22 protein-coding genes and 1 pseudogene are annotated in these 25066 nt (G+C 73.0%); 10 read left to right on the forward strand and 13 right to left on the reverse strand.

Annotated features, from left to right (window positions below; all coding sequences use genetic code 11):
* Positions 1-20 precede the first annotated feature (20 nt).
* On the reverse strand, positions 21-515 hold the full coding sequence (locus tag FB465_RS04940; protein ID WP_145787924.1) for an NUDIX hydrolase: 495 nt from the start codon (positions 513-515) through the stop codon (positions 21-23).
* A 176-nt stretch (positions 516-691) separates the two neighbouring features.
* Between FB465_RS04940 and FB465_RS37860 the strand changes: the two are divergent.
* Both FB465_RS37860 and FB465_RS36685 read left to right on the forward strand, forming a co-directional pair.
* Positions 692-1072 (forward strand): annotated as a pseudogene (locus FB465_RS37860) (tetratricopeptide repeat protein); the annotation flags it as partial.
* A gap of 193 nt (positions 1073-1265) precedes the next feature.
* On the forward strand, positions 1266-1784 hold the full coding sequence (locus tag FB465_RS36685) for a hypothetical protein (RefSeq protein WP_246192515.1): 519 nt from the start codon (positions 1266-1268) through the stop codon (positions 1782-1784).
* Between the two features lie 8 nt (positions 1785-1792).
* On the opposite strand, the gene FB465_RS04950 is transcribed toward FB465_RS36685, so the two are convergent.
* From FB465_RS04950 to FB465_RS04970, 5 genes are all read right to left on the reverse strand, one after another.
* Positions 1793-2407 (reverse strand): NeuD/PglB/VioB family sugar acetyltransferase, encoded by a 615-nt coding sequence (locus FB465_RS04950; RefSeq protein ID WP_145787926.1) that lies wholly within the window; start codon positions 2405-2407, stop codon positions 1793-1795.
* A 51-nt stretch (positions 2408-2458) separates the two neighbouring features.
* Positions 2459-3124: a sugar transferase gene (locus FB465_RS04955; protein WP_145787928.1), complete on the reverse strand. Its 666-nt coding sequence runs from the start codon at positions 3122-3124 to the stop codon at positions 2459-2461.
* A gap of 32 nt (positions 3125-3156) precedes the next feature.
* Positions 3157-4323, reverse strand: a complete 1167-nt coding sequence (locus tag FB465_RS04960; RefSeq protein WP_246192516.1) for a glycosyltransferase family 4 protein — start codon at positions 4321-4323, stop codon at positions 3157-3159.
* Positions 4316-5158, reverse strand: a complete 843-nt coding sequence (locus FB465_RS04965) for a polysaccharide deacetylase family protein (protein ID WP_246192517.1) — start codon at positions 5156-5158, stop codon at positions 4316-4318. Before FB465_RS04965 ends, FB465_RS04960 begins: the two co-directional genes overlap by 8 nt.
* A 199-nt stretch (positions 5159-5357) precedes the next feature.
* The gene (locus FB465_RS04970; RefSeq protein WP_145787930.1) at positions 5358-5618 is read right to left on the reverse strand and encodes a hypothetical protein; all 261 of its coding nucleotides are present in this window, start codon (positions 5616-5618) and stop codon (positions 5358-5360) included.
* 306 nt (positions 5619-5924) lie between these two features.
* Here FB465_RS04970 and FB465_RS04975 point away from each other — a divergent pair, with 306 nt between their 5' ends.
* Complete coding sequence (locus FB465_RS04975) at positions 5925-6908, forward strand: polysaccharide deacetylase family protein (RefSeq protein ID WP_145787932.1); 984 nt, start codon at positions 5925-5927, stop codon at positions 6906-6908.
* A gap of 271 nt (positions 6909-7179) precedes the next feature.
* Entirely contained in the window at positions 7180-9585 is a 2406-nt protein-coding gene (locus tag FB465_RS04980) for an ATP-binding cassette domain-containing protein (protein ID WP_145787934.1), read from the forward strand.
* A gap of 44 nt (positions 9586-9629) precedes the next feature.
* Here the strand turns inward: FB465_RS04980 and FB465_RS04985 are convergent, their stop codons facing one another.
* Positions 9630-10409, reverse strand: a complete 780-nt coding sequence (locus FB465_RS04985; protein ID WP_145787936.1) for a glutamate racemase — start codon at positions 10407-10409, stop codon at positions 9630-9632.
* A 69-nt stretch (positions 10410-10478) separates the two neighbouring features.
* On the opposite strand from FB465_RS04985, the gene FB465_RS04990 reads away from it, so the two are divergent.
* Both FB465_RS04990 and FB465_RS04995 read left to right on the forward strand, forming a co-directional pair.
* A complete protein-coding gene (locus tag FB465_RS04990) occupies positions 10479-11615 on the forward strand; it encodes a glycosyltransferase (RefSeq protein ID WP_145787938.1) in 1137 nt (378 codons plus the stop codon).
* Between the two features lie 23 nt (positions 11616-11638).
* Positions 11639-12391 (forward strand): SAM-dependent methyltransferase, encoded by a 753-nt coding sequence (locus FB465_RS04995; protein WP_145787940.1) that lies wholly within the window; start codon positions 11639-11641, stop codon positions 12389-12391.
* Between the two features lie 43 nt (positions 12392-12434).
* Here the strand turns inward: FB465_RS04995 and FB465_RS05000 are convergent, their stop codons facing one another.
* From FB465_RS05000 to FB465_RS05015, 4 genes are all read right to left on the reverse strand, one after another.
* On the reverse strand, positions 12435-13634 hold the full coding sequence (locus tag FB465_RS05000) for a glycosyltransferase family 4 protein (RefSeq protein WP_145787942.1): 1200 nt from the start codon (positions 13632-13634) through the stop codon (positions 12435-12437).
* Positions 13635-13638: 4 nt separating this feature from the next.
* Positions 13639-14832, reverse strand: a complete 1194-nt coding sequence (locus FB465_RS05005) for an ABC transporter ATP-binding protein (protein WP_145787944.1) — start codon at positions 14830-14832, stop codon at positions 13639-13641.
* Positions 14822-15718, reverse strand: a complete 897-nt coding sequence (locus tag FB465_RS05010) for an ABC transporter permease (protein ID WP_145787946.1) — start codon at positions 15716-15718, stop codon at positions 14822-14824. Before FB465_RS05010 ends, FB465_RS05005 begins: the two co-directional genes overlap by 11 nt.
* Before the next feature lie 161 nt (positions 15719-15879).
* Positions 15880-16518, reverse strand: a complete 639-nt coding sequence (locus FB465_RS05015) for a thiol:disulfide interchange protein DsbA/DsbL (protein WP_170290500.1) — start codon at positions 16516-16518, stop codon at positions 15880-15882.
* 223 nt (positions 16519-16741) lie between these two features.
* On the opposite strand from FB465_RS05015, the gene FB465_RS05020 reads away from it, so the two are divergent.
* The gene (locus FB465_RS05020; protein WP_145787950.1) at positions 16742-18196 is read left to right on the forward strand and encodes a purine-cytosine permease family protein; all 1455 of its coding nucleotides are present in this window, start codon (positions 16742-16744) and stop codon (positions 18194-18196) included.
* A 172-nt stretch (positions 18197-18368) separates the two neighbouring features.
* Here FB465_RS05020 and FB465_RS05025 read toward each other — a convergent pair whose 3' ends face one another.
* Together FB465_RS05025 and FB465_RS05030 are read right to left on the reverse strand one after the other, a co-directional pair.
* Entirely contained in the window at positions 18369-19241 is an 873-nt protein-coding gene (locus tag FB465_RS05025) for a slipin family protein (RefSeq protein ID WP_211785724.1), read from the reverse strand.
* Between the two features lie 318 nt (positions 19242-19559).
* The gene (locus FB465_RS05030; RefSeq protein ID WP_145787953.1) at positions 19560-20639 is read right to left on the reverse strand and encodes a glycosyltransferase family 4 protein; all 1080 of its coding nucleotides are present in this window, start codon (positions 20637-20639) and stop codon (positions 19560-19562) included.
* A gap of 160 nt (positions 20640-20799) precedes the next feature.
* Between FB465_RS05030 and FB465_RS05035 the strand changes: the two genes are divergently transcribed.
* The 3 genes from FB465_RS05035 to FB465_RS05045 all read left to right on the forward strand — a co-directional run bounded on the left by FB465_RS05035 (position 20800) and on the right by FB465_RS05045 (position 25043).
* On the forward strand, positions 20800-21936 hold the full coding sequence (locus FB465_RS05035) for a glycosyltransferase family 4 protein (RefSeq protein ID WP_145787955.1): 1137 nt from the start codon (positions 20800-20802) through the stop codon (positions 21934-21936).
* 288 nt (positions 21937-22224) lie between these two features.
* Positions 22225-23949: a tyrosine-protein kinase family protein gene (locus FB465_RS05040; RefSeq protein ID WP_145787956.1), complete on the forward strand. Its 1725-nt coding sequence runs from the start codon at positions 22225-22227 to the stop codon at positions 23947-23949.
* Positions 23946-25043: a glycosyltransferase gene (locus tag FB465_RS05045; protein ID WP_145787958.1), complete on the forward strand. Its 1098-nt coding sequence runs from the start codon at positions 23946-23948 to the stop codon at positions 25041-25043. Before FB465_RS05040 ends, FB465_RS05045 begins: the two co-directional genes overlap by 4 nt.
* Positions 25044-25066: the final 23 nt, after the last annotated feature.

Raw genomic sequence — 25066 nt, forward strand, 5'->3', positions numbered from 1 at the left:
CGCCCGAGCCACCTCGGACGTCAGACCGGGTCGGCCACCGGGCCGGAGAAGAGGAACACCGTCTCGGGCTTGGCCACCAGGGCGAGTTCGAGGCGCTCGCGGGTGTAGGCGTCCAGCTCGGGCAGCGCGTCCAGCTCGAACCAGCCGACCTCGAGCGACTCGTCGTCGTTCACCCGGGCCTCGCCCGACACCAGGCGGCAGCGGAAGGTCAGGTCCAGGTACTGGGCCTGGTCACCGTTCGGGTAGTGGAGCATCGGCGAGACGGTCACCGAGGTCAGCTTCTCCGGCTCCACCGTCACGCCGGTCTCCTCGAAGCACTCCCTGGCGACCCCGTCGGCAGGCTGCTCCCCCGGGTCGAGGATGCCCCCGATGATCGACCAGCGCCCGTTGTCGGCGCGACGGGCCAGCAGCAGCCTGCCCCGGTCGTCGAGGACCACGGCGGCGACACCGGAGAGCCAGAGCGGACGGGTGCCGACGAAGGAGCGGAGCTCCGCCAGGAAGGGAGGAATGGCCATGGACAGACCCTATGCGAACGACGGCACCAGGAACGTGCTGAACGGCCAGGCGCACACCGTGATCCAGAGCGGGCACATCGAGCACCTCACCCTGGGGCCGGCTCGCGAGGACCGCATGGCCCTGTCCGGGCTCCCGGCCCGCAGCCGGAGGGCACGCCCTCTACGGGCTCGCCGAGGTGCTGCGTACGACGGGCCGGCTCCGCGAGGCCGTCGACATCTGCCGCGAGGCCGTGGCGGCTTTCGTCTCCGCCGGCGACCGCGCCGGGGAGGGAAGGGCGACCGACCTGCTGGGCCTCTGTCTGCGACAGTCAGGGCGTCTCGACGAGTCGCTCGACGCCTATCGTCGGGCCACCGCCGTCTTCACCGAACTGGACGACCCGAAAGCCCTCGCCCAGGTCCGCACGCATGTCGGCCTCGTACTGGAGGAGATGGGGCGGGAGGCCGAGGCCCTGCACGAGCACCGGGAGGCGGTCCGGATGCTCGCGGAGGCGGGTGATCCGGCCCGGGAGGCCGACGCTCTGGGGGCCCTGGGCGAGGCACTCCAGACGGCGGGCCGCCCCGAGGAGGCGGTCGAACTGCACGCACGGGCGTTCAAGGTGCTCGACTCGCTGGGCGACCACTACTCGGCGAACGGCCAGCGGCGGCTGCACGGCGTCGCGCTGTGGCGGGCGGGGCGGCACGAGGAGGCCGCGGAGGCACTGGCGCTCACCGTCAGCCTGGCGGGACTCTCCGGCTACCCCCCTGGAGGCCGTGGCGGCGAACAGCTACGGCCTGGTCCTGCACGACCTCGACAGGCTCGACGAGGCCGTCGAGGTGTACCGCCACGGCGTCGCCCTCTGCGAGGCGACGAACGACCACCACCTCCGCGGCGTCCTCCTGGTCAACCTCGCCGGCTCACTGAACGCCGCCTCGGACGATTCGGACGAGGCCATCGCAACCTGGCTGGAGGGCGCCGAGTTCCTCATCGCCACCGACGACCACGGCAACGCCCTCGTGGTCCTCGGCAACCTCGCCGACGGGCTGGAACTGGCGGAGCGGTACGAGGAGGCGGTGGCCGTCCGGACCAGGGCGGCCGAGGCCGCCGCCCTGACGGAGGACGGGCGGACCGAGGCCCTGGCCCTGCGCCGACTCGCGGCAGCGCTCCGGCTCGCCGGGAACGGGGACGCGGCGGTCGCTGCGTACACGAGGGCCGCCGACGCGTACGCCGAGGCCGGGGACGGGACGGGTGAGGCCGAGGTGCGGGCCGAACTGGCCGCGCTGCTCCGGTAGGTGAGCTCTCAGCCGTTCGTTCGGAGCGGCCGGGCCGGGGAGCCCACCACCACCGTCCCCGCCTCGACGTCCCGGGTGACCACGGCTGCCGCGCCGACGAACGCCGCGCGGCCCAGCTTGCGGCCCTGGAGGACCACGGCGTTGCTGCCGACCGTCACACCGTCCTCCAGGAGCACCGAGCCCGAGACGTTGCCGCCCGGGTAGACCGTCACCCGGTCCCCCAGGACGCTGTCGTGGCCGACGGTCGCGTTGTAGTGCACCTGGCTGTGAGCGCCGATCCGGACGCTGCTGGAGACGTACGCCCCGCCCATCACCAGGCAGCCGGGCCCGAGTTCGGTCTCCGGGGCGACGATCGCCCGGGGGTGGACCAACGTTCCGGGCCGGCCGCCGAGCCCGTCCAGCAGGGCTGCCAGCCGCAGCCGTACCGCCGGGTCGGCGATGCCGATCAGGTACGTGCTGCCGGGTGGCAGCTGATCGGGTGCCAGGACGGGCAGGCCGCGTACGGTGCCGCCCTGCGCCCCGTCGTCGAGGAACCCGGCCACCGGTACGCCTGCCGCGATCGCGGTGTCCAGGGCCTCACGGCCGACGCCGCCGGCGCCGGCGATCCACAGTTCTTCTGGCATTCGCTCATCCTCTCAGGCGCCGGGGCCGTGACCCCGGCGCCTGATGGCAGGTCAGGAAGCCTCCTCCACCACCACGGGCTGCGCCAGGCGCGAGCCGGTGGCCTGCCGGGGCAGGCGGATCGGGGTGACGGTGGCCGCCTCGGCGGGGACGGGGAAGCCCGGGTTGACGCCACCGGCCGCCGTGATCCCGGCCGGGCGCAGCAGGACCTTGACGGTGAGGGCGAGGATCCGCAGGTCCAGCGCCAGGGACCGGTGGGCGATGTACCAGAGGTCGAGTTCGATGCGTTCGGGCCAGGTGATGGAGTTACGGCCCCTGACCTGGGCCCAGCCGGTCAGGCCCGGCCGGATGGCGAGGCGCCCGCGCTGCTCGGGCGAGTAGTGGACGACCTGCTCGGGCAGGGTCGGGCGGGGCCCGATCACGCCCATCTCGCCGCGCGCCACGTTCCACAGCTGCGGCAGCTCGTCGAGGCTGGTCTTGCGGAGCAGGGCGCCCAGCCGGGTGATCCGGGGGGCGTCCGGTTCCTCGGGGAAACGTTTGTCCCGCATGGTGCGGAACTTGAGGATCTCGAACTCCTTGCCTGCTCGTCCGGTCCTGGTCTGACGGAAGATCACCGGTCCGCCCATGGTGCAGCGGACCATCAACGCGATCACCAGACCGAGCGGGATCGCGATGATCCCGGCCAGCGAGGTGACCACGAGGTCCCCCCCTCGTTTCATTTCTCCCCCAGCAGTGTGGTGTGGTGGGCGGCTCAGCCGACCAGCCAGGGCAATCGCTTCGCCCTGGCCACGGCCGCGTAGGTCTCCAGCGAGACCCGGGCGACCGCCCGTTGGTCGAATTGCTCCAGGGCCCGGCGGCGGGCCGCCGTGCCCAGCTGCTCGCGCAGGGCCGGCTCGGTGAGGAGCCGGTCGAGCGCTGTGGTGAGGGCCCGGGCGTCGCCGGGTGGGGCGAGCAGCAGGTGCTCGCCGTGGGTGCCGATCTCGCGACAGCCGCGAATGTCGCTGAGCACCATCGGCAGCCCACTGGCGGCCGCCTCCATGGCGGACCGTGAGAACCCCTCCCGGTAGGAGGGGAGTACGAAGACGTCCAGGGCGGCGTAGATGTCCGGCATGTCGGCGCGGCTGCCCAGGAACTCGACGCCGCCGAGCTCGGTGGCCAGGGCGTCCGCCTTGTCCGGGTCGTCCGGGCCGACCCAGACGAAGCGCGCTTTGCCCGCGAGGGCGCGAGCCGCCTCGGCGTACTCCCTGATGCCCTTCTCGGCGACCCGGCGGCCGACCCCGGCGACCAGCAACTCGTCGTCGGCAACGCCGAGTTCGGCCCGTATCAGGGCGCGGTCGGCGGCTTCGAACCTGGTCAGGTCGACACCGTTGCCCACCACCCGGGAGCGGTGGGCCGGCACGGCCCGCGCCAGCGTCCTGCGGTCCTCGCCGTTCTGGTACAGCTCGGCGTGCGAGAAGCGCCCGGCGAGAGCCTCGGCGCCGAGCACGAACGCCCGCTTGGCGAACGGGTCGTGGGCCTGCGCCCAGAGCCCGTGGCAGGTGTTGACCACCACCGGCACGCGGGCCGCCCGGCCGAGGATCCGCCCCAGCACACCGGTCTTGGGGTTGTGGGTGTGCAGCACGTCGGGCCGGATGCGGCGCAGGACGGCGAGCAGCTCCCGCCCGGCGGCGGCGTCCGCGCGCGGCTGCCAGGCCCTGGTCAGGGCGTTCAGCGGCTCGTGCCGGACGCCGATCGCCTCCAGCTGGGGCACGTACGGGCCCGGGGCACTGATGCCGTAGGTCTCGAACCCGGCCTCGACGTCGACGCGCAGTTCGGTCGCGAGCAGCAGCTGCAGGCTCATGTCGACTGTGGTCAGGTGGGCGACGCGCAGCGGTCGTCCGCCCGGGCCGCGCAGTCTCGGGGCGGGGGTCTCAGGCACGGGCCCCCACCGCCTTGGCGGTGGCGACGATCCGGGCGTACGCGCGCTCGGGGATCAGCCTCCCGTACAGCTTGGCGCGGAAGAAGTCGATCGGGTCGGTCCGGCGGACGGGCACCCGGCACAGCCGCACCGGGTCGAAGCCGGGCGTGTTGCGGCCGACCTCGCCGGTCGCCGCGGTCCGGAAACGGGCGCGCAGCGCGGGCTCCATGTGCGGGACGGGCACGCCCCAGGTGTACGCGTAGTGCTTCGGCCGGGTGCCGAGGTGCTGCTCGACGTCGTCGTTGCAGGCGTCCAGCTCGGCGGTGCTGAGCAACTGCGGGCGGGCGTGGCTGCGGGTGTGGTTGGCGACGGTGCAGAGACCGGAGTCGGTCATCTCCCTGAGCTGCTCCCAGCTGAGGCCGGGTGCGCCCGCACCCTTGGCGGTGGAGCCCTCCCAGCGCATCTCGCCGCCGACGTGGCCGCTGGCCAGGTAGACGGTGAACGGCAGGGCGCGCTCCTTGAGCAGCGGCCAGGCGTTCTCGTGGACGTCCGCGAAGCCGTCGTCGAAGGTGAGCACGGTGCTCGGGGTGCGGCGATGGGCCTGCAGCCGGTCGGCGGCCTCGTCCAGGCTGACCACCCGGCCGGGCGGGAGCTCGGCGAGCAGATCGACCTGGGCGGTGAAGTCTGCCGTGGACACGTCGAGTTCATCGGCGGAGCCGCCACCGACGCGGTGGTAGATGAGCACCGTGGCGCCCTCGCCGGGGCTGCTCCCGGCGGCACGGGCAAGCTGCCGCTTGACCTTGGACCTGATACCGCCGGACCTGATGCCGCCGTCGACAGGGACGGTCGTACCCACGGTTCCCCCCTCTGCGGCACCCTCCCCGGCGCCGCCAAGTGGCCTTGCGCCCGGCGGCAGTTGCCGTGCCGAGCGAGACTCACCCTAGGGGGAACTGTGGGGCTGTTGCCCCGAAATTGTGAAAGAAGCGCGGAGATAGGCCGAAAATCGGCCGGTCGGATCGTCTGTGTCCATCGGGTGGACGGAACTGTCCGTTCGGCTACAGCGCGGCGCCCCGGCCGGGACGGAACCGCGCGAAGGCCACCCGGACGAGCAGCAGCACCCCGGCCGCCAGGCAGCCCGCCACCGCCATCGCCCACGCCGGGCCGTCCGTGTCCGGGACCGCGACCGCGATCAGAATCCCCGCGGCGATGCACGCCGCCCCGACGGCGGTCAGCAGCAGCTGGTGCCGGTGCAGGGCGCAGCCGCTCCACAGCCGTGCCGTCCGGATGCCCGTTCGATCACGTTGCGTCTCTCCCATGGGACCCACGGTATACCTCGGCGGCGCGGCACGTCGGGCCCGACGGCGTGCTCCGGCGCGCCCCACAGACCTTCCGTGCGCCGCCGCGAAAACGCGCCGACTGCCGTACAACCATCCGTGGGGAGTAGTGGTCTCCCTTACATCGAACGATCCAGCACCAAGCACAGAACCGTCCACGGCGCGGGTTGGGAGTCCCCGCCGTCGGCCGGAGAACCAGGGGGCGGAGCCGCCGCGCCCCGGTGTCGGAGGCCGGCCACGGCTCTCCGGCGGTACCGCCACGCCGCACCGGCGACCGAGGGGGGAACCGTGCCGCATTCCGATTCCACGACCATCAGCAGCCCACCGCAGACCACCGTCCCGAGCCCGCCGCCCGAGCGCGACCGGGGCGGCTGGCTGCGGTTCGCGCCCGTCCAGCCGCTGTTCCGGGCCAGGGCCGCACAGCGGCTGGCCGTCCTCGCGTACCACGGGGTGACCGACCCCAGCTCCTTCGGCGCCCAGCTCGACCGGCTGCGGCGGCTGGCCACACCGGTGTCGCTGCAGGCGGTGGAGCGGGCGATCTCGGAGGGCCGGCCGCTGCCGCCGCGCAGCGTGCTGATCACCTTCGACGACGCCGACCGTACGGTGCTGACGCATGCGCTGCCCGCGCTGGCGGCGCGCAGGATCCCGGCGGCGGCCTTCGTGATCGCCGAGCTGATCGGCACGGACCGGCCGTTCTGGTGGCACGAGGCCGCGTTCCTCGCCAGGCACGGCGGCCAGGCGCGCTCGCTGCCGTCCCACGGCCGGCCGGAGCAGCTGCTGGCCCGGCTCAAGGCCCTGCCCGACCCGGACCGCCGGCGCAGCCTGCACGAGCTGCGGGTGAGTGCGTACCGCCGTCCGCCCTGTCAGGAGCAGCTCGGCCCGGACGACCTGCGGGCGCTGCGGGCCGCCCAGGTGGCGATCGGCAACCACACCCTGGGTCACCCCTGCCTCAGCCGCTGCGACGATTCCACCGTGCACGCGGAGATCGCGGGGGCGCACCTGGCCCTCACCCAGTGGCTGGGCGAGGCACCGACCGCATTCGCCTACCCCAACGGCGGCTTCGACCCGCGGGCGGACTCCGTGCTCCGCCAGCTCGGCTACCGGCTCGGGTTCCTGTCGGACCACCGGCTCGGGCCCCGGCTGCCCGCCCATCCGCTGCGGATCAGCCGCCTGCAGGTCGACTCGACGACCAGCACCCGCCGCTTCGACACGATCCTGTCCGGGCTGGAACCGGCCGTACAGCGCTGGCGGGGCCGGCCGGGCACGGACTGACCCAGGGCGTCCGCCGGTAGGTGAGACGGCGGGCCGGCCACAGGGCGCGGGGCTCTGCTTGACGAACTGCCTGCGCGAGGCGGAAGGCAACGGCCTGTTGCCTTCCGCCTCGTCGCGCGTACCGGCCTCGACCCGCATGCGCCGGCCACGCCGTACCGCTGGCATGCCGAAGTGAAGGAGAACCAGACGTCCTGCTCGAAGCTTGGTTAGATCGAGCCAGGCGACGTCGACGGAGACCGCGAAGGCGGCCCGCCCAACGGATGGAGACACGATGAGCATGGCCACGAGGACGGACACGCAGTCTCCTGCGCCGCATGTTGCCGACAGCCACGATCTGATCCGCGTGCACGGCGCGCGCGAGAACAACCTCAAGGACGTCAGCATCGAGATCCCGAAGCGACGGCTGACGGTGTTCACCGGCGTCTCCGGTTCGGGCAAGAGCTCACTGGTGTTCGACACGATCGCCGCGGAGTCGCAGCGGCTGATCAACGAGACCTACAGCGCCTTCGTGCAGGGCTTCATGCCGACGCTGGCGCGGCCTGAGGTCGACGTCCTGGACGGGCTGACGACCGCGATCATCGTCGACCAGCAGCGGATGGGTGCCGATCCGCGCTCCACGGTCGGCACCGCCACCGACGCCAACGCGATGCTGCGCATCCTCTTCAGCCGACTCGGGAAGCCGCACATCGGCTCGCCCAAGGCGTTCTCCTTCAACGTCGCCTCGATCAGTGGAGCGGGCGCGGTCACCATGGAGCGCGGCGGAGAGACCGTGAAGGAGCGTCGCAGCTTCAGCATCACCGGCGGTATGTGTCCGCGCTGCGAAGGCCGGGGCACGGTCTCCGACATCGACCTCACCCAGCTCTACGACGAGTCCAAGTCGCTCTCCGAGGGCGCGATCACCGTCCCCGGCTACACGGGGGGCGGCTGGAACTCCCGGCTCTACAGCGAATCGGGCTTCTTCGACCCTGACAAGCCGATTCGCAAGTACACAAAGAAGGAGCTGCACGACTTCCTCCACCGCGAGCCGACCAGGATGAAGATCGCGGGCATCAACATGACCTACGAGGGGCTGATCCCGCGGATCCAGAAGTCGATGCTCGCCAAGGACCGGGAGGGCATGCAGCCGCACATCCGGGAGTTCGTGGACCGGGCGGTCACCTTCACCACCTGCCCCGAGTGCCACGGCACCCGGCTCAACGAGGGGGCCCGGTCGTCGAAGATCAAGCGGATCAGCATCGCCGACGCCTGCGCGATGCAGATCAGCGACCTGGCCGAGTGGGTCCGTGGCCTCGACGAGCCTTCGGTGGCGCCGCTTCTCACCGCGCTGCAGCAGACCCTCGACTCATTCGTGGAGATCGGCCTCGGCTACCTCGCGCTCGACCGGTCGGCGGGCACGCTGTCGGGCGGCGAGGCGCAGCGCGTCAAGATGATCCGCCACCTCGGGTCCTCACTCACCGATGTCACCTACGTCTTCGACGAGCCCACCATCGGCCTGCACCCGCATGACATCCAGCGGATGAACCGCCTGCTGCTGCGGCTGCGGGACAAGGGCAACACGGTGCTCGTCGTGGAGCACAAGCCGGAGACGATCGCGATCGCCGACCACGTCGTCGACCTCGGCCCCGGCGCCGGTACGGCGGGCGGCACCGTCTGCTTCGAGGGCACGGTCGAGGGGCTGCGGGCCGGCGGCACCATCACCGGCCGCCATTTCAGCGACCGGGCCGCCCTCAAGGAGACGGTGCGGAAGGCCACCGGCGCGCTGGAGATCCGTGGCGCGACCACCCACAACCTGCAGGGCGTCGACGTCGACATCCCGCTCGGGGTGCTCGCCGTCGTCACCGGCGTCGCCGGCTCCGGCAAGAGCTCGCTCGTGCACGGGTCGCTGGTCAACGGTTCAGGGGCCGCCGGCGAGGGCGTGGTGTCGGTCGACCAGGGCGCGATCCGCGGCTCGCGACGGAGCAACCCGGCGACGTACACCGGACTGCTCGACCCGATCCGCAAGGCGTTCGCCAAGGCCAACGGCGTGAAGCCGGCCCTGTTCAGCGCCAACTCCGAGGGCGCCTGCCCCACCTGCAACGGCGTCGGCGTCGTCTACACCGACCTGGCGATGATGGCCGGAGTCGCCACCACCTGCGAGGAGTGCGAGGGCAAGCGGTACCAGGCATCGGTGCTGGAGTACCACTTCGGCGGCCGTGACATCAGCGAGGTGCTCGCGATGTCGGTGACCGAGGCCGAGGAGTTCTTCGGCTCCGGCGAGGCACACACGCCCGCCGCACAGCGCATCCTCGGCCGGCTCGCCGACGTCGGGCTCGGCTACGTCAGCCTCGGCCAGCCGCTCACCACGCTGTCCGGAGGCGAGCGGCAGCGGCTCAAGCTGGCCACCCACATGGGCGAGAAGGGCGGTGTCTACGTCCTCGACGAGCCGACCGCCGGCCTCCACCTCGCCGACGTCGAGCAGCTGCTCGGCCTGCTCGACCGGCTCGTCGACTCCGGCAAGTCGGTCATCGTGGTCGAGCACCACCAGGCGGTCATGGCGCACGCCGACTGGATCATCGACCTCGGCCCCGGCGCCGGCCACGACGGCGGCCGGATCGTCTTCGAGGGCACACCCGCCGACCTCGTCGCCGCCCGCTCCACCCTCACCGGCGAGCACCTCGCGGCGTACGTCGGCACCTGACCGAGGTGATCGATGGCCCACCTGCCGGCGGACGCTTTCAGACGTCAGACGGCGGGTACGGGGCCGGAGATCAGGCGGCCCTCGGCGTACCGGGCCGCCGCGGCGTGGAGGGCGGAGACCCGGCCGCTGTGCAGGACGGTGAGGCGGGCCGCGCCCTGGGAACCGGCGGCGTCGCCGATCCTGCGCAGCGCCTGGGCGGCGACGGCGCCCGCCGAGCCGTGGAAGACGAGGTCCGGGCTCGCGATGCCGCTCACGGCGGCCCGGATCCGGTCCTCGACCAGTTCGTAGTGGGTGCAGCCGAGCACGATGGCGTCCGTCCCGGCGGGTGTCCTGGCCGCGGCGTCGGCGACGGCCGCCTGCACGGCCGCCTCGTCCCCGCGCTCGACCGCGTCGGCGAGCCCCGGGCAGGCCACCTCGGTGACCTCGGCCGCGCCGCCGAACTCGCTGATCAGCCCACGCTGGTACGGGCTGCCCGTGGTGGCGGGGGTGGCCCAGATCGCGACCCGGCCGCCGCGGGCCGCGGCCGGCTTGATCGCCGGAACGGTGCCGATCACCGGCAGCCCGGGCTCCAGCTCGGCCCGCAGGGTCTCCAGGCCGTGCACGGAGGCGGTGTTGCAGGCGATCACCAGGGCGTCCGGGCGGTGGGCGGCGGCGGCCCGGGCGCAGGCGAGCGCGTGGTCGGCGATGTCCTCCGGGGTTCGGGGGCCCCAGGGCATGCCGTCCGGGTCCGAGGAGAGCACCAGATCGACGTCGGGCCGGAGGCGTCGCAGGGCCGCTGCGGCCGGGAGCAGTCCGATGCCGGAGTCCACCAGTGCGATCTTCACAGGGGACGACTTTACTGCACCCCGCCCCGCCGACCGCTCTACGGCGGGGCGGTACGGCAGACTGCCGGGGTGACCGTGCTGCTCTGGCTCTCGGCCCTGTCCCTCCTCAGCTGGCTGTGGCTGACCTTCTGCCAGGGGTTCTTCTGGCGCACCGACCAGCGGCTTCCGCCGCGCCGGCCGCCGGCCCGGTGGCCGGAGGTCGTGATCGTGGTGCCGGCCCGGGACGAGGCCGAGGTGCTGCCGGTGAGCCTGCCGAGCCTGCTGACCCAGCACTACCCGGGCCGGGCGCGGGTGATCCTGGTCGACGACCACAGCAGCGACGGCACCGGCGCGCTGGCCGAGCGGCTCGGCACCGCCGCCGCCCTGCCGCTCACCGTGACCACCCCTCCCCCGCTGCCGCCGGACTGGACCGGGAAGCTCTGGGCGCTGCGGCACGGCGTCGAGCTGGCCGGGCAGACCGAGTACCTGCTGCTCACCGACGCCGACATCGCCCACCGGCCCGACTCGCTCGCCGAGCTGGTCGCCGCCGCCGAGAGCAACGGGCTCGACCTGGTCTCGCAGATGGCCCGGCTGCGGGTGGTGACGGGCTGGGAGCGGCTGATCGTCCCGGCGTTCGTGTACTTCTTCGCGCAGCTGTACCCCTTCCGTTGGAGCAACCGCCCCGGCTCCCGTACGGCGGCCGCGGCGGGCGGCTGCTCGGTGGTGCGGCGCGAGGCGCTGGAACGGGCCGGCGGGGTCGCGGCGATCCGGGGCGCGGTGATCGACGACGTCTCACTGGCCCGCGCGGTGAAGACCTCGGGCGGCCGGATCTGGCTCGGCCTGGCGGAGCAGGTGGACAGCGTGCGCCCGTACCCCCGGCTGGCCCAGCTCTGGCGGATGGTCTCGCGCAGCGCGTACGCCCAGCTGCGGCACTCGCCGCTGCTGCTGGTGGGCACCGTGCTCGGGCTGTCGGTGGTCTACCTGGTGCCGCCGGTGGCGACGGTGGTCGGCCTGGCCGCGGGGTGGCCCGCGGTGGCGGCGACCGGCGCGTCGGCGTGGGCGCTGATGGCCGGGACCTTCCTGCCGATGCTGCGGTACTACCGGCAGCCGGCCTGGGCGGCGCTGCTGCTGCCGTTCACGGCCTTCCTCTACCTCCTGATGACGGTGGACTCGGCGGTGCAGCACTGGCGCGGGCGGGGAGCCTCCTGGAAAGGCCGGACATACTGACCGAACTGCGCCACACTGAGGCGATGGAGCGTCACCTGATCTCCCGGATCGCCCACACCGACCACCCGATCGCGGCGCCGCTGTCCGACGAGTCCGTCGAGCGCCTGCTCGACCGGGCCACCCGGGGCGGGGCCGAGCGGATGCTCGACCTCGGGTGCGGCGAGGCGCCGTGGCTGCTGCGGGCGCTGGCCGCCCGGCCGAAGCTGCGGGCCGTCGGCGTGGACCTCGACGCCGAGGCCCTGACCCTGGCCCGGCGCAGCGCCGACGCGCTCGGCGTCGCCCGGCGGCTCGGACTGCACCATCAGGACGCGCGCGAGTTCAGCTCGGCGGAGCCGTTCGACGTGGTGCTCTGTGTCGGTGCCACGCACGCCTTCGGCGGGCTGCTGCCGACGCTGGCCGCCGTACGCGAGCACCTCGCGCCCGGCGGGGTGGCGGTGGTCGGCGACTGCTTCTGGGAGCGCGAGCCGAGCCGGGCGGCCCTGGACGAACTGGGCGGCATCGCGGCCGAGGAGTACGCCGACCTGCCGACCACCGTCGAGCGTGTCGTCGCCGAGGGCTGGACTCCCGTCCAGGGGCATGTCAGCTCGCTGCAGGAGTGGGACGACTACGAGTGGGCCTGGACCGGCTCCCTCGCCGAGTGGGCCCTCGACAACCCGGGCCACCCCGAGAGCGAGGAGGCCGCGACGGTGGCCGCCGAACACCGCCACGGCTGGCTCAGCGGCTACCGGGGCACGCTCGGCTTCGTCACCCTCCTGCTCCGCAGGACTGCGGCCTAGGGCCAACGTGGGCACGCGGTCGGCCATGCACTGGTGGTTGCCGTCAGCGCCGCAGTAGCCGCAGGGCGGCCGGCTTGCTGAACTCGTAGCGGCTCATCTGTTCGAGGTCGAGCAGCCAGCGGCGGCGGCCCGGGGGTTCGGCGAGGACCTTGCGGTAGATGTCCTCGAAGGCGGTCGTGACGCTGTCGAGCGAGAAGCGGCCGACCACCCACTCCCGTCCCCAGCGGCCGAGTTCGGCCCGCCGGGCCGGGTCGTCCAGCAGCGAGCGGATCTGCTCGGCAAGCGCTGCCGGGGAGCGGGTGCCGTCGCCGAAGCCGTACATGCAGCGGGAGGCGTGCGGCTCCACCAGCGGGCCCGGTTCGTGGACGGCGGTGTAGCCGGCGGCGCCGTGCACGATCACCGGCTTGGCGAAGGCGAGGCCTCGCAGGGCCGAGCCGCCCATGCCGAGGACCACGTCGGCCGCCTGGTACGCGGGCCGCGGGTCGGCCAACTGCCCGGGTACGAGAACCGCTTGGCGTCCGAGTCCGGCATTGGCGGCGGCCGCCAGGGCGCGCAGCCGCTCCTGGCTCGGGCCGGCTCCGACGATCGCGAGGCGCACCCGTGGGTCGGCCAGCTGCCGTACGGCCTCGATGGTGAGCTCGGCTCCGGCGTCCTTCTCCAGGTCGGGGACCAGCCGGGTGATGATCGCCAGCAGCAACTCGTCGTCCCGGATGCCGTGTTCGCGGCGGAACCCGGAGCCGTCGACGACGCCCGGCGCATCGGTCCCGGTGTTGACGGGCGGCTCGACCAGCCGGACGTCCCGGTGGCCGAAGGCCCGTCCGTCCCCCATCAGCGCGCCCAGGCCCAGCACCAGGGGCTGGTGCCGGGGCAGACCGCGCAGCATGCGGATGCCGTAGAAGGTGGTGACCACCGGGATGCGGCCGTAACGACCCGGCCCGAAGTAGGAGTTGCGCGCTGCCCGGACCTCCCAGGCGTGCAGCAGCTGGGTGCCGTGCTCGGCGGCGAGCCGGTTGAGGCGCCGCCGGACCTCCCGGGCGGGGGTGTCGGGGCCGCCCGCGACCACCACGTCCAGGCCGTGGCCGGCCGCGACCTCCACCAGCGGGGCCGGGCCTGCCACGCCCTGCGCGAAGAGCACCGGCTCGTGCCCGCGGTCGCGCAGGGTACGGGCGATGTCCACCGCGTTGAGCTGTGCGCCGCCCAGGGCAAGGTTGTTCAGGTGCACGAGCACCCGGACGGATCTCACTGCCTCAGTCCTCCCACTGATGCGGCACGAAGACCGGCGCGGCCAGCACCACGGCCCGCGGTGGGGTGTCCAGCATCGGGCCGAACACGTCGAACTGGCCGACGGAGTGCCAGCTCATCAGCGTGCCGCCGTCCGTCCGCCCGATGCTGTAGACGCCGGCCCACAGTGTGTACCGGCCGCGCGGCAGGGGCAGCCTCGGGATCACGCACGCCACTTGGTGGTCGTCACCGGTGAGCCGCAGCTCGTGGCTGATCTGGAAGATCGGGCTGGAGGTGCCCTCGCTCACGCCGAGGTGCAGGGTGGCGTCGCCCCGGTAGCCGCCGCCGAGGGTGAGTTCCACCGTCATCGGCTCGTCCGTGGTGAGGTTCTCCCGTTCCTCGCCCCGGACCTGGTACTTGAGCAGCTGAACCGGCTCGCCCACCCGCGCGCCGGCCTCGGACTGCGCCTCGATGCTGTCGCGGTAGCCGGCCATCGCCTCCTTGATGCCCGCGTCCACCCGCACCGAGCCCTGCTCCAGCCAGATGCCGCGGCGGCAGATCGACTCGACGGCGGGCAGGTCGTGCGAGACGAAGACGATGGTGGTGCCCTGCTCGGCCACCTCGCGCATCCGGTCCAGACAGCGCTGCTGGAACACCGCGTCGCCGACCGCGAGCACCTCGTCCACCAGCAGGACGTGCGGCTCCAGGTAGGCGGCGACCGCGAAGCCCAGGCGCATCTGCATACCGGAGGAGTAGAACTTCACCTGCCGGTCGATCGCCCCGCCGAGCCGGGCGAACTCCACGATGTCGTCGAAGCGCGAGGCCACCTCACGGCGCTTGAGGCCGAGCAACGCACCGAAGAGGTAGATGTTCTCACGGCCCGTCAGATCCGGGTGGATGCCCGCACGGATCTCGATCAGCGCGCCGATCCGGCCGCGCACGTCGATCACCCCGCCGTACGGGTACATCACCCTGGTCAGCATCTTCAGCAGGGTGGACTTGCCGGAGCCGTTGGAGCCGATCAGGCCCACCGACTCGCCCGGCTCGATGTGCATGTTGATGTCCCGCAGCGCCCAGCGCCAGTCCTCGCCACGGCCGCCGCGCAGCCGGCGGGCCACCGACTCGACCTTGTCGCGCAGCAGCATGCGCTGCTGGTCGGCCTTGAAGCGCTTCCAGACCTGCTCGGTACGGATGGTGCCAAGAGGGTGGTCAGGCGACATCGGCGATCCCCGTTTCCAGCTTCTTGAAGAACAGGTAGCCGCCGACCAGGAAGACCAGCGAGCTCACCGCGGCGATCAGGGTCAGCCCGAGGTCGGGGGTGTCGCCGTAGAGCAGCGCCCTGCGGTAGCCCTCGATGACGGCGCCGAGCGGGTTGATCCCGACGTAGATCTCCTGCAGCCGGACCGGGATCTTCGCCAGCGGGTAGGCGACCGGGGTCGCGAACACTCCCATCTGGGTGATGATCGGCAGCAGGTGGCGCACGTCGCGCAGGTAGACCACGGCCACCGACATGATCAGCGCGACACCGTAGGTGAAGGCGAACTGGATCAGCAGCAGCGGCAGCGCCCACAGGAAGGTCGCCGCCGGGGCCGTCCAGAAGACCAGGAAGAGCAGGCCGAGCACGCCGATGCCGATCAGCATGTCCACGCTGGCGACCAGCATGGTGGCCAGCGGGAAGACCTCGCGAGGGCAGTAGACCTTGTTGAGCAGGCTGAGGTTGTTGGCCAGGCTCAGCGCGCCCTGGTTCATGGTGTTGCTGAAGAACTGCCAGACGATCAGGCCGACGTACGCGAAGAGCGTGTACGGCGCGCCACCGGTCTCGATCTTCACCGCGCGGTGGAAGACCAGGGTGAAGATCGCGCAGAGCGCGAGCGGCGTGAGCACCGCCCAGGCGAAGCCCAGAACGGCCTGCTTGTACCGGGCCCGCAGGTCGCGCTCGGCGAGCGCGCGGACCAACTCCCTTGCCCCCCACAGCTCCCGGGCCACCTGGGCAGGGCGGAGCCGCCGTTTGAAAACGAGCTCGGGTGGTGGTCCGTCCGGAACCTTCCGTCGCGCCTCGGTCTGGCTGTCGCGCTCGTCGATGACCTGCGCGCGTTGTCCCCCCACGGAACCCCGCCCTCTCCGGTGCCGAGTTGAGTGTCGCCTCTTGGAGGCGTCGAACCTCGGCCGCTGCTCAGGCAGTTCGGCCGCGGCGTCCACTCTGGCACAGAGTGTGCACGAGGGGGGCTGGTTCGGTGAAGATGATCCTGCTCAGGAGGCGCGCGGGCTCAGCTCTGCTCGACCAGCCGGTCCAGTTCGGCCGGCATCTGCTCCACCCCGCCGGCCTTGCTCGGCGCGGTGCGGTAGCGGTCCTGCACCACGACCGTCGGCAGCTCGTCCACCCGGTAGCGGATGAGCAGCCCGGAGGCGTCCTGTGCCGCCCGCTGCACCTCCGCAGAGCGGTACGCCTCCCGGAAACCCGCGGCGTCGACCCCGTGCAGCTGCGCCCAGTCGGCGGCCCGGTCCTCGCTCGTGAGGTCGGCGTGCTGCTCCCGTACGGAGCGGAAGACCTCCGCCTGCAGCCGGTCGACCTGGCCGAGGCGCTCCAGCGTGTAGTAGAGCCGCGCGTGCCCGAGCTGCACCTGCTCGTCGGGGCTGCCGGCCCAGACCGCCGGGACCCGCCGCAGCACCACATCGCCGCGGTGACGCTCGGCCCACCGCTCGAGCGGGAGCTCCAGCTGCTGGGAGTGGTAGCAGTCGTACGAGAAGAACTCGACGGCCTCGCGCTTCGCCGCCTCGCGGACGGGCCTGGGGTGGCCCAGGTGCATACCGTCGTGCGGGACGTCGGGGGCGGCGGCAGCGGCGGGGCTGGAGAGCAGGCCGCCGGCGAGGGCGAGCACGGCGGCGGTGCGCAGCAGAGACTTCACGCCCGTAGCCTGCCAGTCACTCGGAGCCACCGGCCAGCGGCACCCGCGGCCCTCACCCGATCGGAGCAGTTCGCAGCCGTACGACCGTACAGGCGGGACCGGGCTGAGCCGCCCGGCTTGTTGTGGGATGCACCGTTGTGCGAGGTCCGCCGCACCGCGAATCATGGACAGCCTGGCGCGCCCTCCCCTGCGTCGTCGGGAAGACCACCAGAAAGACCACCGCATGTCGCACTCCCCCACCGCCTCGCTGATCGAGCAACACGGCGTCGACACGATCCCCGAGGCAGAGCGGACGAGCACCCCGCGCGATGTCCTCAGCATCCTGGTCGGTTCCAACCTCGCCTTCGGCGTGGTGGTCTTCGGCTGGCTCCCGGTCTCGTTCGGGCTGTCGTTCTGGGCGAGCGTGACCTCGCTGGTCGTGGGCACCGCGCTCGGTATCGTGCTGACCGCGCCGCTGGCGCTGATCTCGCTGCGTACCGCGACCAACCTCTCCACCAGCAGCGGCGCGCACTTCGGCGTGCGGGGCCGGCTGATCGGCTCGGTGGTGGGCCTGCTGCTCTCCCTCGGGTACACGGCGCTGTCCCTCTGGGTCGGCGGCGACGTGGTGGTGGGCGCGCTGAACCGGATGCTCGGCCTGCCGGCGAACGGCGCCGCCTACGTGGTCACGTACAGCGTGCTGGCCGCGCTGAGCGCGACGGCCGCCGTGTTCGGCTACCGGCTGATGCTGCGGCTGGAGCGGGTGCTGATGTGGGCGATGTCCGGCCTGCTGCTGGCCGGGCTGTTCGCCTTCCTGCCGCACTTCGACGCCTCGACGCACGGCGACTACCTGCTGGGCGGCTTCTGGCCGACCTGGCTGCTCGCGGTGGTCTCGGCCGGGCTGAGCGGCCCGATCGCCTTCATCACCCTGCTCGGCGACTACACCCGGTACGTCTCCCCCACCCGGCACAGCTCCCGCAGGGTCCTCTGGTCCACCGCCGCCGGGCTCTTCCTGGGCCTGCTGATCCCCCAGCTGTTCGGCACCTTCACCGCCGTCGCCACCGGCGCGGGCAACGACTACGTGGGCAGTCTGCTGGCCGGTGCCCCGGCCTGGTTCCTCCTGCCGCTGCTGCTCAACGGGCTGCTGGGCAGTGCGGGCAACACCGGGCTGATGCTCTACAGCATGGGCCTGGACCTGGACGCGATCATGCCGCGCGCCACCCGCCGCCAGGCCACCTACGTGGTGGCGGCGATGGCGACGGTACTGGTCTTCCTGGGCCACTTCGTGTGGAGCGCCCAGGACGCGGTGACCTCCTTCGTCCTGGTGCTGACCGCCATCGGGGCGCCCTGGGCGGTGATCACCCTGATCGGCTTCCGCCGCTGCCGGGGCGACTACGACCGCGAGTCCCTGCAGGTCCTCAACCAGCGCACCAAGGGCGGCATCTACTGGTACCGGGCGGGCTGGAACATCCCCGCCACGGTGGCCTGGATCGGCGGCAGCCTGGTCGGGCTCTGCTCGGTGGACACCCCGGTCTACCGGGGGCCGATGCTGCCGCTGACCGGCGGCATCGACGTCAGCTTCCTGCTCTCGGGGCTGGTCGCCGCGGTGCTGTACGTGCTCCTCTCCCGCTCCTCGCGGGGGCGGGCGGGCGGCACCGTTCCGGCCGCGGTCGACCAGCCCGTGGCGGCTCAGCCCGTCTGAGGGGCTCCGCCAGTAGGTGCACCGATCAGGATCGGGTATCCCAGGGGCGCGGGGAGCTGCGCGAAGCGGGAGGCTGTAGGCCGTTGCCTTCCGGTCTCGCGCAGTTCTCCCCCAGCCTTCGGCCGGGAGGTGCCCCCACGCGCCCCTGTTGTGGCTGGCCGGCTGCCTAGGCCTACTGCCGGAGGCCCTGGGGCGCGTGCTCGGGGCGCGGCGGGATGGCGGGCTGGGCCTGGGCGGGCAGCTCGGGGGTGACGGCCTCGGCCGTGGTGGCCGCGGCCTCCGGCTTGGGGCCGGCCTTGGGCGGCGTCGCCCCGTCGAAGAAGCGCAGCAGCTCGACCGGGAACGGCAGCACCAGGGTGGAGTTCTTCTCCGCCGCGACCTCGACCACGGTCTGCAGCAGGCGCAGCTGCATCGCGGACGGCGTGCCGTCCATCATCGCCGCCGCCTCGGAGAGCTTGGCGGCGGCCTGGAACTCGCCGTCCGCGGTGATGATCCGGGCCCGCCGCTCGCGGTCGGCCTCGGCCTGACGGGCCATCGAGCGCTTCATGGAGTCGGGCAGGGCCACGTCCTTGATCTCGACCCGGTCGATGTGCACGCCCCAGCCGAGGGCCGGGCTCTCCAGCATCAGCTCCAGGCCTCGGTGCAGGTTCTCCCGGCCGGAGAGCAGGTCGTCCAGCTCGCTCTTGCCGATGATCGAGCGCAGTGAGGTCTGGGCGACCTGGGACATCGCGAAGGTGTAGTTCTGCACGTCGACGGTGGCCAGGACGGGGTCCACCACCCGGAAGTAGACCACCGCGTCGACCCGGACGGAGACGTTGTCCCGGGTGATGCCCTCCTGGGCGGGCACCGGCATGGTGATGACCTGCACGTTGACCTTGCGCATCCGGTCCACCACCGGGATGAGCAGGGTGGGCCCGGGGCCCTTGACGGCGCCGCGCACCCGGCCGAGCCGGAAGACCACCCCGCGCTCGTACTGCTGCACCACCCGGACGCCGGTGACCAGCCAGAGCAGTCCCAGCCCCACGATGACCGCAAGAATTGCCACGTCGTTCGACCTTCCCCGTGGCGGCGCGCCCGGGCCGGGTCCTTGGTGGCCCTGTCGCGCGGGTGCGAGCCGCGCAGGCAAGTATGCGCGCGGGGGCCGTCGACCGACAGTCCCGCAACGGCTCTTGATGGCCCGTTAACGCCGGGCTGGCCGATCAGGATCGGGTAACCACAAGGGGCGCGGGGAACTGCGCGAAACGGTAGGGCACAGGTCGTCGCCTTCCGATCTCGCGCAGTTCTCCCCAGCCTTCGGCCGGGAGGTGCCCCCACGCGCCCCTGGGAGACCCGATCCTGGTCGGTTGCCCACCCGCTGGAGCGCTTAACGCCGCGCGACCCGCCGGAGTAGCTGCTGCCAGGCGTCGGCGACCACGGTGAGGTCGAACCGCCCCAGCGCGTGCTCACGGGCGGCGGCGCCGAGGGCGGCGCGGTCGCCCGCCAGGACCTTGCCGAGCGCCTCGGCCAGCGCGGCGCCGTCCCCGCGCGGGACCAGGGCTCCGGTGACCCCGTCCTGGACGACGTCACGCACCCAGCCGACGTCGGTGGCGACCGCGGGCAGCCCGGCGAGCGCCGCCTCGATCAGGACCCCGGGCACGCCCTCGCTGTCGCTGCTGAGCAGCAACGCGTCGGCGGCGCGGTAGAGCGGTGCGGGGTCGGCGAGTTGGCCGAGGAAGTGGGCCCGCCCCGTGGTGTCGGCGTACGTGTCGCGCAGTGGGCCGTCGCCGGCCACCGCGAGCCGGACCTCGGGGAGGCGGCCGAGTGCGTCGAGGGCGAGGTCGAGCCGCTTCTCGGTGGCGAGCGCGCCCACCCAGGCGACCAGCGGGCCGTCGTCCGGGAGCCCCAGCTGCGCCCTGGCCGCCCGGCGTTCGGCCTCGCCGGCGGCGGGCGGGAAGCGGTCGGCGGCACGGCCGTTGGGGATGGTAAGGACACGGTCGGTGGGCAGCCGGAAGCGTTCGATCAGCACCTGCCGGGCGCCGTCGGAGATCGCGGAGACGGCGGCGGCGCGGTGCAGGAAGGCGCCGACCCGCAGGCGCCGGGCCGTGCTCGCCGTCCAGTGCCGGGGGTCGCCGATGTTGACGTACACGAAGGGCGTTCCGCTGCCGAACAGGCCGATCGCGCAGGCCTGGAGGGTGCTGGAGCCGTGCGCGACGACCACGTCGGCCTGCCGGGCGGCGGCACGCAGCGCTCGCAGGGTGGTGGGGTGGTGGCGGGACGGGCCGAGGACCGGAGTGTCGTGCGGGGCGGGGGCGTCGGGGTGGGGCTGGAGGGAGCGCAGTTCGGAGGACTGCCCCCGGCGGCGCAGCTCGGCGTGCAGGTCCCGGGCGAGGTTCTGGGCGCCTCTGCGCCGGGGATCGGTGATCAGATGGAGCACGCGGGGCTGAGCTGACGAGGCGTCGGGCATGCCCCGACCCTGGCACACGGCCGCGCCGGCGCGCAGCCGGTTCGCTCCTATACCAGCGAATCCCTGGCGGACACCCCTTCCGGCCTGGGATGCTGATCCGCAGTCAGGGCGCCCGGCGGTGGGGAGATCCGTCTGGCGGGAGATCCGGGGGGTTGCTGCGGTGCGTGTGCTCTATGTGATCGACAGCCTGAACCGGGTCGGCGGGGCCGAGCAGGGCCTGGTGGCGATGGCCCCGCAGCTGGTACGGGCGGGCGTCCAGCTGGACGTGGCGTACCTCAAGGAGTCCCCGGGCGGGTTCCAGCCCGAGCTGACGGCCGCCGGGGTGGGTGTGTTCGGCGTGCACCACCCGAACCGTGCCAGGACCGCGGCCGCGCTGCGCAGACTTGTGCGGGAGCGGCGGCCCGAGCTGGTGCACACGACGCTCTACGAGTCGGACGTACTGGGCCGGGCGGCCGCGCTGGCGGCCGGTACCCCGGTGGTGTCCAGCCTGGTCAACTCCTCGTACGGGCCCGAGCATCTGCACGCGCGCGGGCTCAGCCCGTGGAAGGTGCGGGCCGCGCAGGTGGTGGACGCGGCGACGGCGCAGGGCACCCGGCGGTTCCATGCGCTGACCAGGCATGTGGCGGGGGCGATGACCCGGCGGCTGCGGATCTCGCCGGACCGGATCGACGTGGTGCCACGCGGCCGGGACCCGGAGCTGCTCGGCTCGGTGACGCCCGAGCGGCGGGCGGCGGTCCGCGCGGCGCTGGAGCTGTCGGAGGACACGCCTGTGGTGCTGGCCGCGGCGCGGCAGCAGTACCAGAAGGGCCTGGACGTCCTGCTGGAGGCCTGGCCGCAGGTGCGGCGGAGTGCGCCGGAGGCGGTGCTGCTGCTGGCGGGCAGCCCGGGTGCGGAGACGGCCAGGCTTCGGGCGCTCGCCGAGACGGCCGGCAACGTGCGCTTCCTGGGGCCGCGCGGCGACGTGTTCGACCTGATGGCAGCCTCGGACGCGTTCGCCGTGCCGTCCCGTTGGGAGGGCCTGGGCAGCGCGGCGATGGAGGCGATGGGCGTCGGGGTGCCGCTGGTCTGCTCGGACGTGCCCGCCCTGCGCGAGACGGTCGGCTCGGAGGACTACGCGCGGCTGGTGACGCCGGAGCGCCCGGCGGAGTTGGCGGCGGCCCTGGTCGAGACGCTCGACGACCCGGCGGCGGCCGCCGTCCGGGTGAAGTCGGCCCGGGCACGCTTCCTGACCAGCTTCACCCTGCATCAGGTGTCCGGCCGGATGGTCGAGTTCTACGAGCGCGCGCTGCGGCGCTGAGCCTTGGAGAATTCCGGACAGAGGGCCGGAAATCATGGCATGGGGCGAGGGAACACCACAATGCGCCGTCCGAGAATCCCCAAAGTGCTTGCGCCGCACGTCGCGTGCGGCAAGCATCGCATCCGGGGGCCTGGGACGCCGGGGGGAACGGCGCACCAGGAGGTCAGGCGCGTAGTGGCGCCCCAGGGGAGCTGATCACCACTGCACTGCGCCGGCGACGCGGTATCCGTGCGCACCGCCGGCCACGCAGCAGAGCGCATGCACCACGAACGCGAGGGGATCCAACCGGTGGAACCGGCAAACCATTTCAGTGTCCTGCGGCGGTACTGGCGACTGCTCGTCGGCTGCACCCTGGCCGCGCTGGTCGTCGGCTTCCTGCTCACGCCGGCCGGCAACGCCGTCGACAACGGCAAGTGGCAGTGCAAGGTGGCCATAACGCCGGTCGCGGGCGCCGGCGACACCGTCCGGGCGGACCAGGTGCTCTCCTACGCCTCCGGCTCGGACGTCACCACGGCCGCCGCCAAGAAGCTCCATGTCACCGACGTCCAGGGCCTGGTGGCCCGGCGGACGGTGGCCGCGGCCAGTACCCAGATGCTGGTCTTCACCACCACCGGTCCGACCCAGCAGTCCTGCACCGAGCTGGCGGCGGCCTTCTCCGAGGCGACCATCAACGGGTACAGCCAGGAGGCGGCGAAGAGCGCCAACGACTCGATCAAGCGGCTGCAGGCCCAGGCCGCCGGCCAGCAGGACCAGGTCAACCAGCTCCAGCACGACTTCAACAAGGCCAGCGGCGCCGACCAGCCCAAGCTGCAGCCCCAGCTCACGGCCGCGGTCAACGCCCTCACCAGCACCCTCACCAAGATCAGCACCCTGCAGAACTACAGCCAGACCGACGCCATCCAGCAGTGGGGCTCGATCGACGCCCGCGAGACCGGCGGCAGCCTGCTCAGCTCGCCCAGCCGTGGCGTACGGCTCGGCCTCGCGGTGGTGCTGGGGCTGGCGCTCGGTGTGGTCGCCGCGCTGATGCTCAGCCGGATGGACACCCGGCTGCGCACCCGCAACGGCGCCGAGGAGGCGTTCAACCTGCCGGTGATCGGCGAGATCCCGCAGCTCTCCCGCCGCCTGCGCAGGCTGCGCGAACCGCTGGTGGTCGCCCGCCCCTCCGACCCCGGCGCGGAGGCGTACCGCTCCCTGCGCTCCACCCTCCTGCTGACCGGCCCCAGCACGCTCTCGGCCCAGCTCTCCGACGGCACCCTCAACCCCGCCGAGCTGATCTCCCGCCGGCTGGCGAACCCGGCGCCGGTGATCCTGGTGATGTCCGGCCGCAGCGGCGACGGGCGCACCACCACGGTCGCCAACCTGGCCGCCGCGCTGGCCGAGACGGGCCGCGCGGTGCTGGTCCTGGACTGCGACTTCCGGCAGCCGCAGGCGCACGTCCACTTCGGCGTCGGTGACGGCCCCGGTATGGCCGAGCTGCTCAGCGGCGAGCAGCTGCCCGAGCTGGACGACCTGATCCGCGGCACCAACGTCGACGGAGTCAGCCTGATCACCGGCGGCAACACCACCGCCTACCCCGCCGCCCTGGTGCTGCGGGCGGGCGAGGTGCTGCGCCGGGCCCGGCGGCACGCGGACGTGGTGCTGATCGACAGCTCCCCGCTGCTGCACGCCAACGACGCGTACGACCTGGTGCAGCACGCCGACGCCATCCTGGTGACGGTGATGGCGGGCAATGTGACGCCGGAACAGGCCGACCGGGTGAGCGAGCTGCTCTCCCGTACCGGCGTGCCGGTGGCCGGGGTGGCACTGCTCGGTACGGTCGGCCCCTCCGGCCGCCGGAACCGGGACGCCCTGCGCTCCCCCGCCGCACTGGGCGCCCGCCCCGCCTCCCCGGCCCTGCCGCGGCAGGCCCTCGATGAGCCGAAGGGGCGTAAGTCCGCGCCCAGTTGGGCCCGCCGCGGCCCCGTGCTCGCCGGGGAACCGGCCGTCGCCCGGAGCGAGGGCGAGGAGCTGTGACGGACCGCATCCGGGTGCTCTGGCTGGCCAAGGGCCTCGGCCGGGGCGGCGCCGAGCAGCTGCTGGTCAACTGCGCCCGCCACGCGGACACCTCGCGCTACGAGATCGAGGTCGCGTACGTCCTGCCGTGGAAGGACGCGCTGGTGGCGGACCTGGAACGGGCCGGGGTCCGGGTGCACTGCCTCGGCGGCCCGCCCGGCCGGCTCTGGCCGTGGCGGCTGCGGCAGTTGCTGGCCGAGCGGCGGTACGACCTGGTGCACTCGCACATGCCCGTCCCGGCGGTGGCGGCCCGGCTGCTCTCGTACGGGCGGCGGGCGCCCCGGCTGGTGCACACCGAGCACAACGTCTGGGAGCGCTACCGCAGGCCGACCCGCTGGGCGAACGCGCTCACCTACCGTCGCAACGACGCCGTGGTGGCGGTCTCGCGGGCCGTCGCCGGGACGATCCCGGCCTCCCGCCGCAGACCGGGCGAGTTCGTCCACGTCGTGCACCACGGGCCGGACCTGGGCGGGGCGCCGAGCGGGCCCGAGGCCCGTGCTTCGGCGCGGGAGACCCTCGGGCTGCCCGCCGACGCCGTGGTGATCGGCACCGTCGGCAACCTGACCGCGAAGAAGGACCAGGCCGGCCTGCTCACGGCCTTCGCCGAGCTGCGCCGCGACCACCCGGAGACCGCACTGGTGCTGATCGGCGCCGGGCCGCTGGAGGCCCAGCTCAGGGCGCAGGCCGGTGACGGCGTGGTCTTCGCCGGCTCGCGTTCGGACGTACCGGCGCTGCTGCCCGGACTGGACGTCTTCACCCTGAGCTCGCGTCAGGAGGGGCTGCCGGTGGCCCTGATGGAGGCCATGACCAGCGGCCTGCCCTCTGTGGTGACCAGGGTCGGCGGCATGCCCGAGGTGCTGGACGACGGCGAGCAGGGCTACCTGGTGCCGCCGGGCGACCCGGCCGCGCTGGCGGCGGCCCTCGGCCGGCTCACCGAGGACGAGGGCCTGCGCGAGCGCCTCGGCGCGGCCGCCCGCGAGCGCGCCAAGTCCTTCGACGTCGCGGGGGCGCAGCGCTCCATCGAGCGGGTGTACGAGCAGGTACTGCGGCGTTGACTCCTCCTCACCGACCACCCGAC

Source organism: Kitasatospora atroaurantiaca (genome assembly GCF_007828955.1).
Lineage (GTDB): Bacteria > Actinomycetota > Actinomycetes > Streptomycetales > Streptomycetaceae > Kitasatospora > Kitasatospora atroaurantiaca.

What these genes read in the sequence shown, in the direction of transcription:
- FB465_RS05030 (WP_145787953.1), bottom strand. Translation starts at nt 20,639, where the DNA reads ATGCCCGACGCCTCGTCAGCTCAGCCCCGCGTGCTCCATCTGATCACC.
- FB465_RS04955 (WP_145787928.1), bottom strand. Translation starts at nt 3,124, where the DNA reads ATGAAACGAGGGGGGGACCTCGTGGTCACCTCGCTGGCCGGGATCATC.
- FB465_RS04950 (WP_145787926.1), bottom strand. Translation starts at nt 2,407, where the DNA reads ATGCCAGAAGAACTGTGGATCGCCGGCGCCGGCGGCGTCGGCCGTGAG.
- FB465_RS05005 (WP_145787944.1), bottom strand. Translation starts at nt 14,832, where the DNA reads ATGTCGCCTGACCACCCTCTTGGCACCATCCGTACCGAGCAGGTCTGG.
- FB465_RS04980 (WP_145787934.1), top strand. Translation starts at nt 7,180, where the DNA reads ATGAGCATGGCCACGAGGACGGACACGCAGTCTCCTGCGCCGCATGTT.
- FB465_RS04940 (WP_145787924.1), bottom strand. Translation starts at nt 515, where the DNA reads ATGGCCATTCCTCCCTTCCTGGCGGAGCTCCGCTCCTTCGTCGGCACC.
- FB465_RS04970 (WP_145787930.1), bottom strand. Translation starts at nt 5,618, where the DNA reads ATGGGAGAGACGCAACGTGATCGAACGGGCATCCGGACGGCACGGCTG.
- FB465_RS05020 (WP_145787950.1), top strand. Translation starts at nt 16,742, where the DNA reads ATGTCGCACTCCCCCACCGCCTCGCTGATCGAGCAACACGGCGTCGAC.
- FB465_RS04995 (WP_145787940.1), top strand. Translation starts at nt 11,639, where the DNA reads ATGGAGCGTCACCTGATCTCCCGGATCGCCCACACCGACCACCCGATC.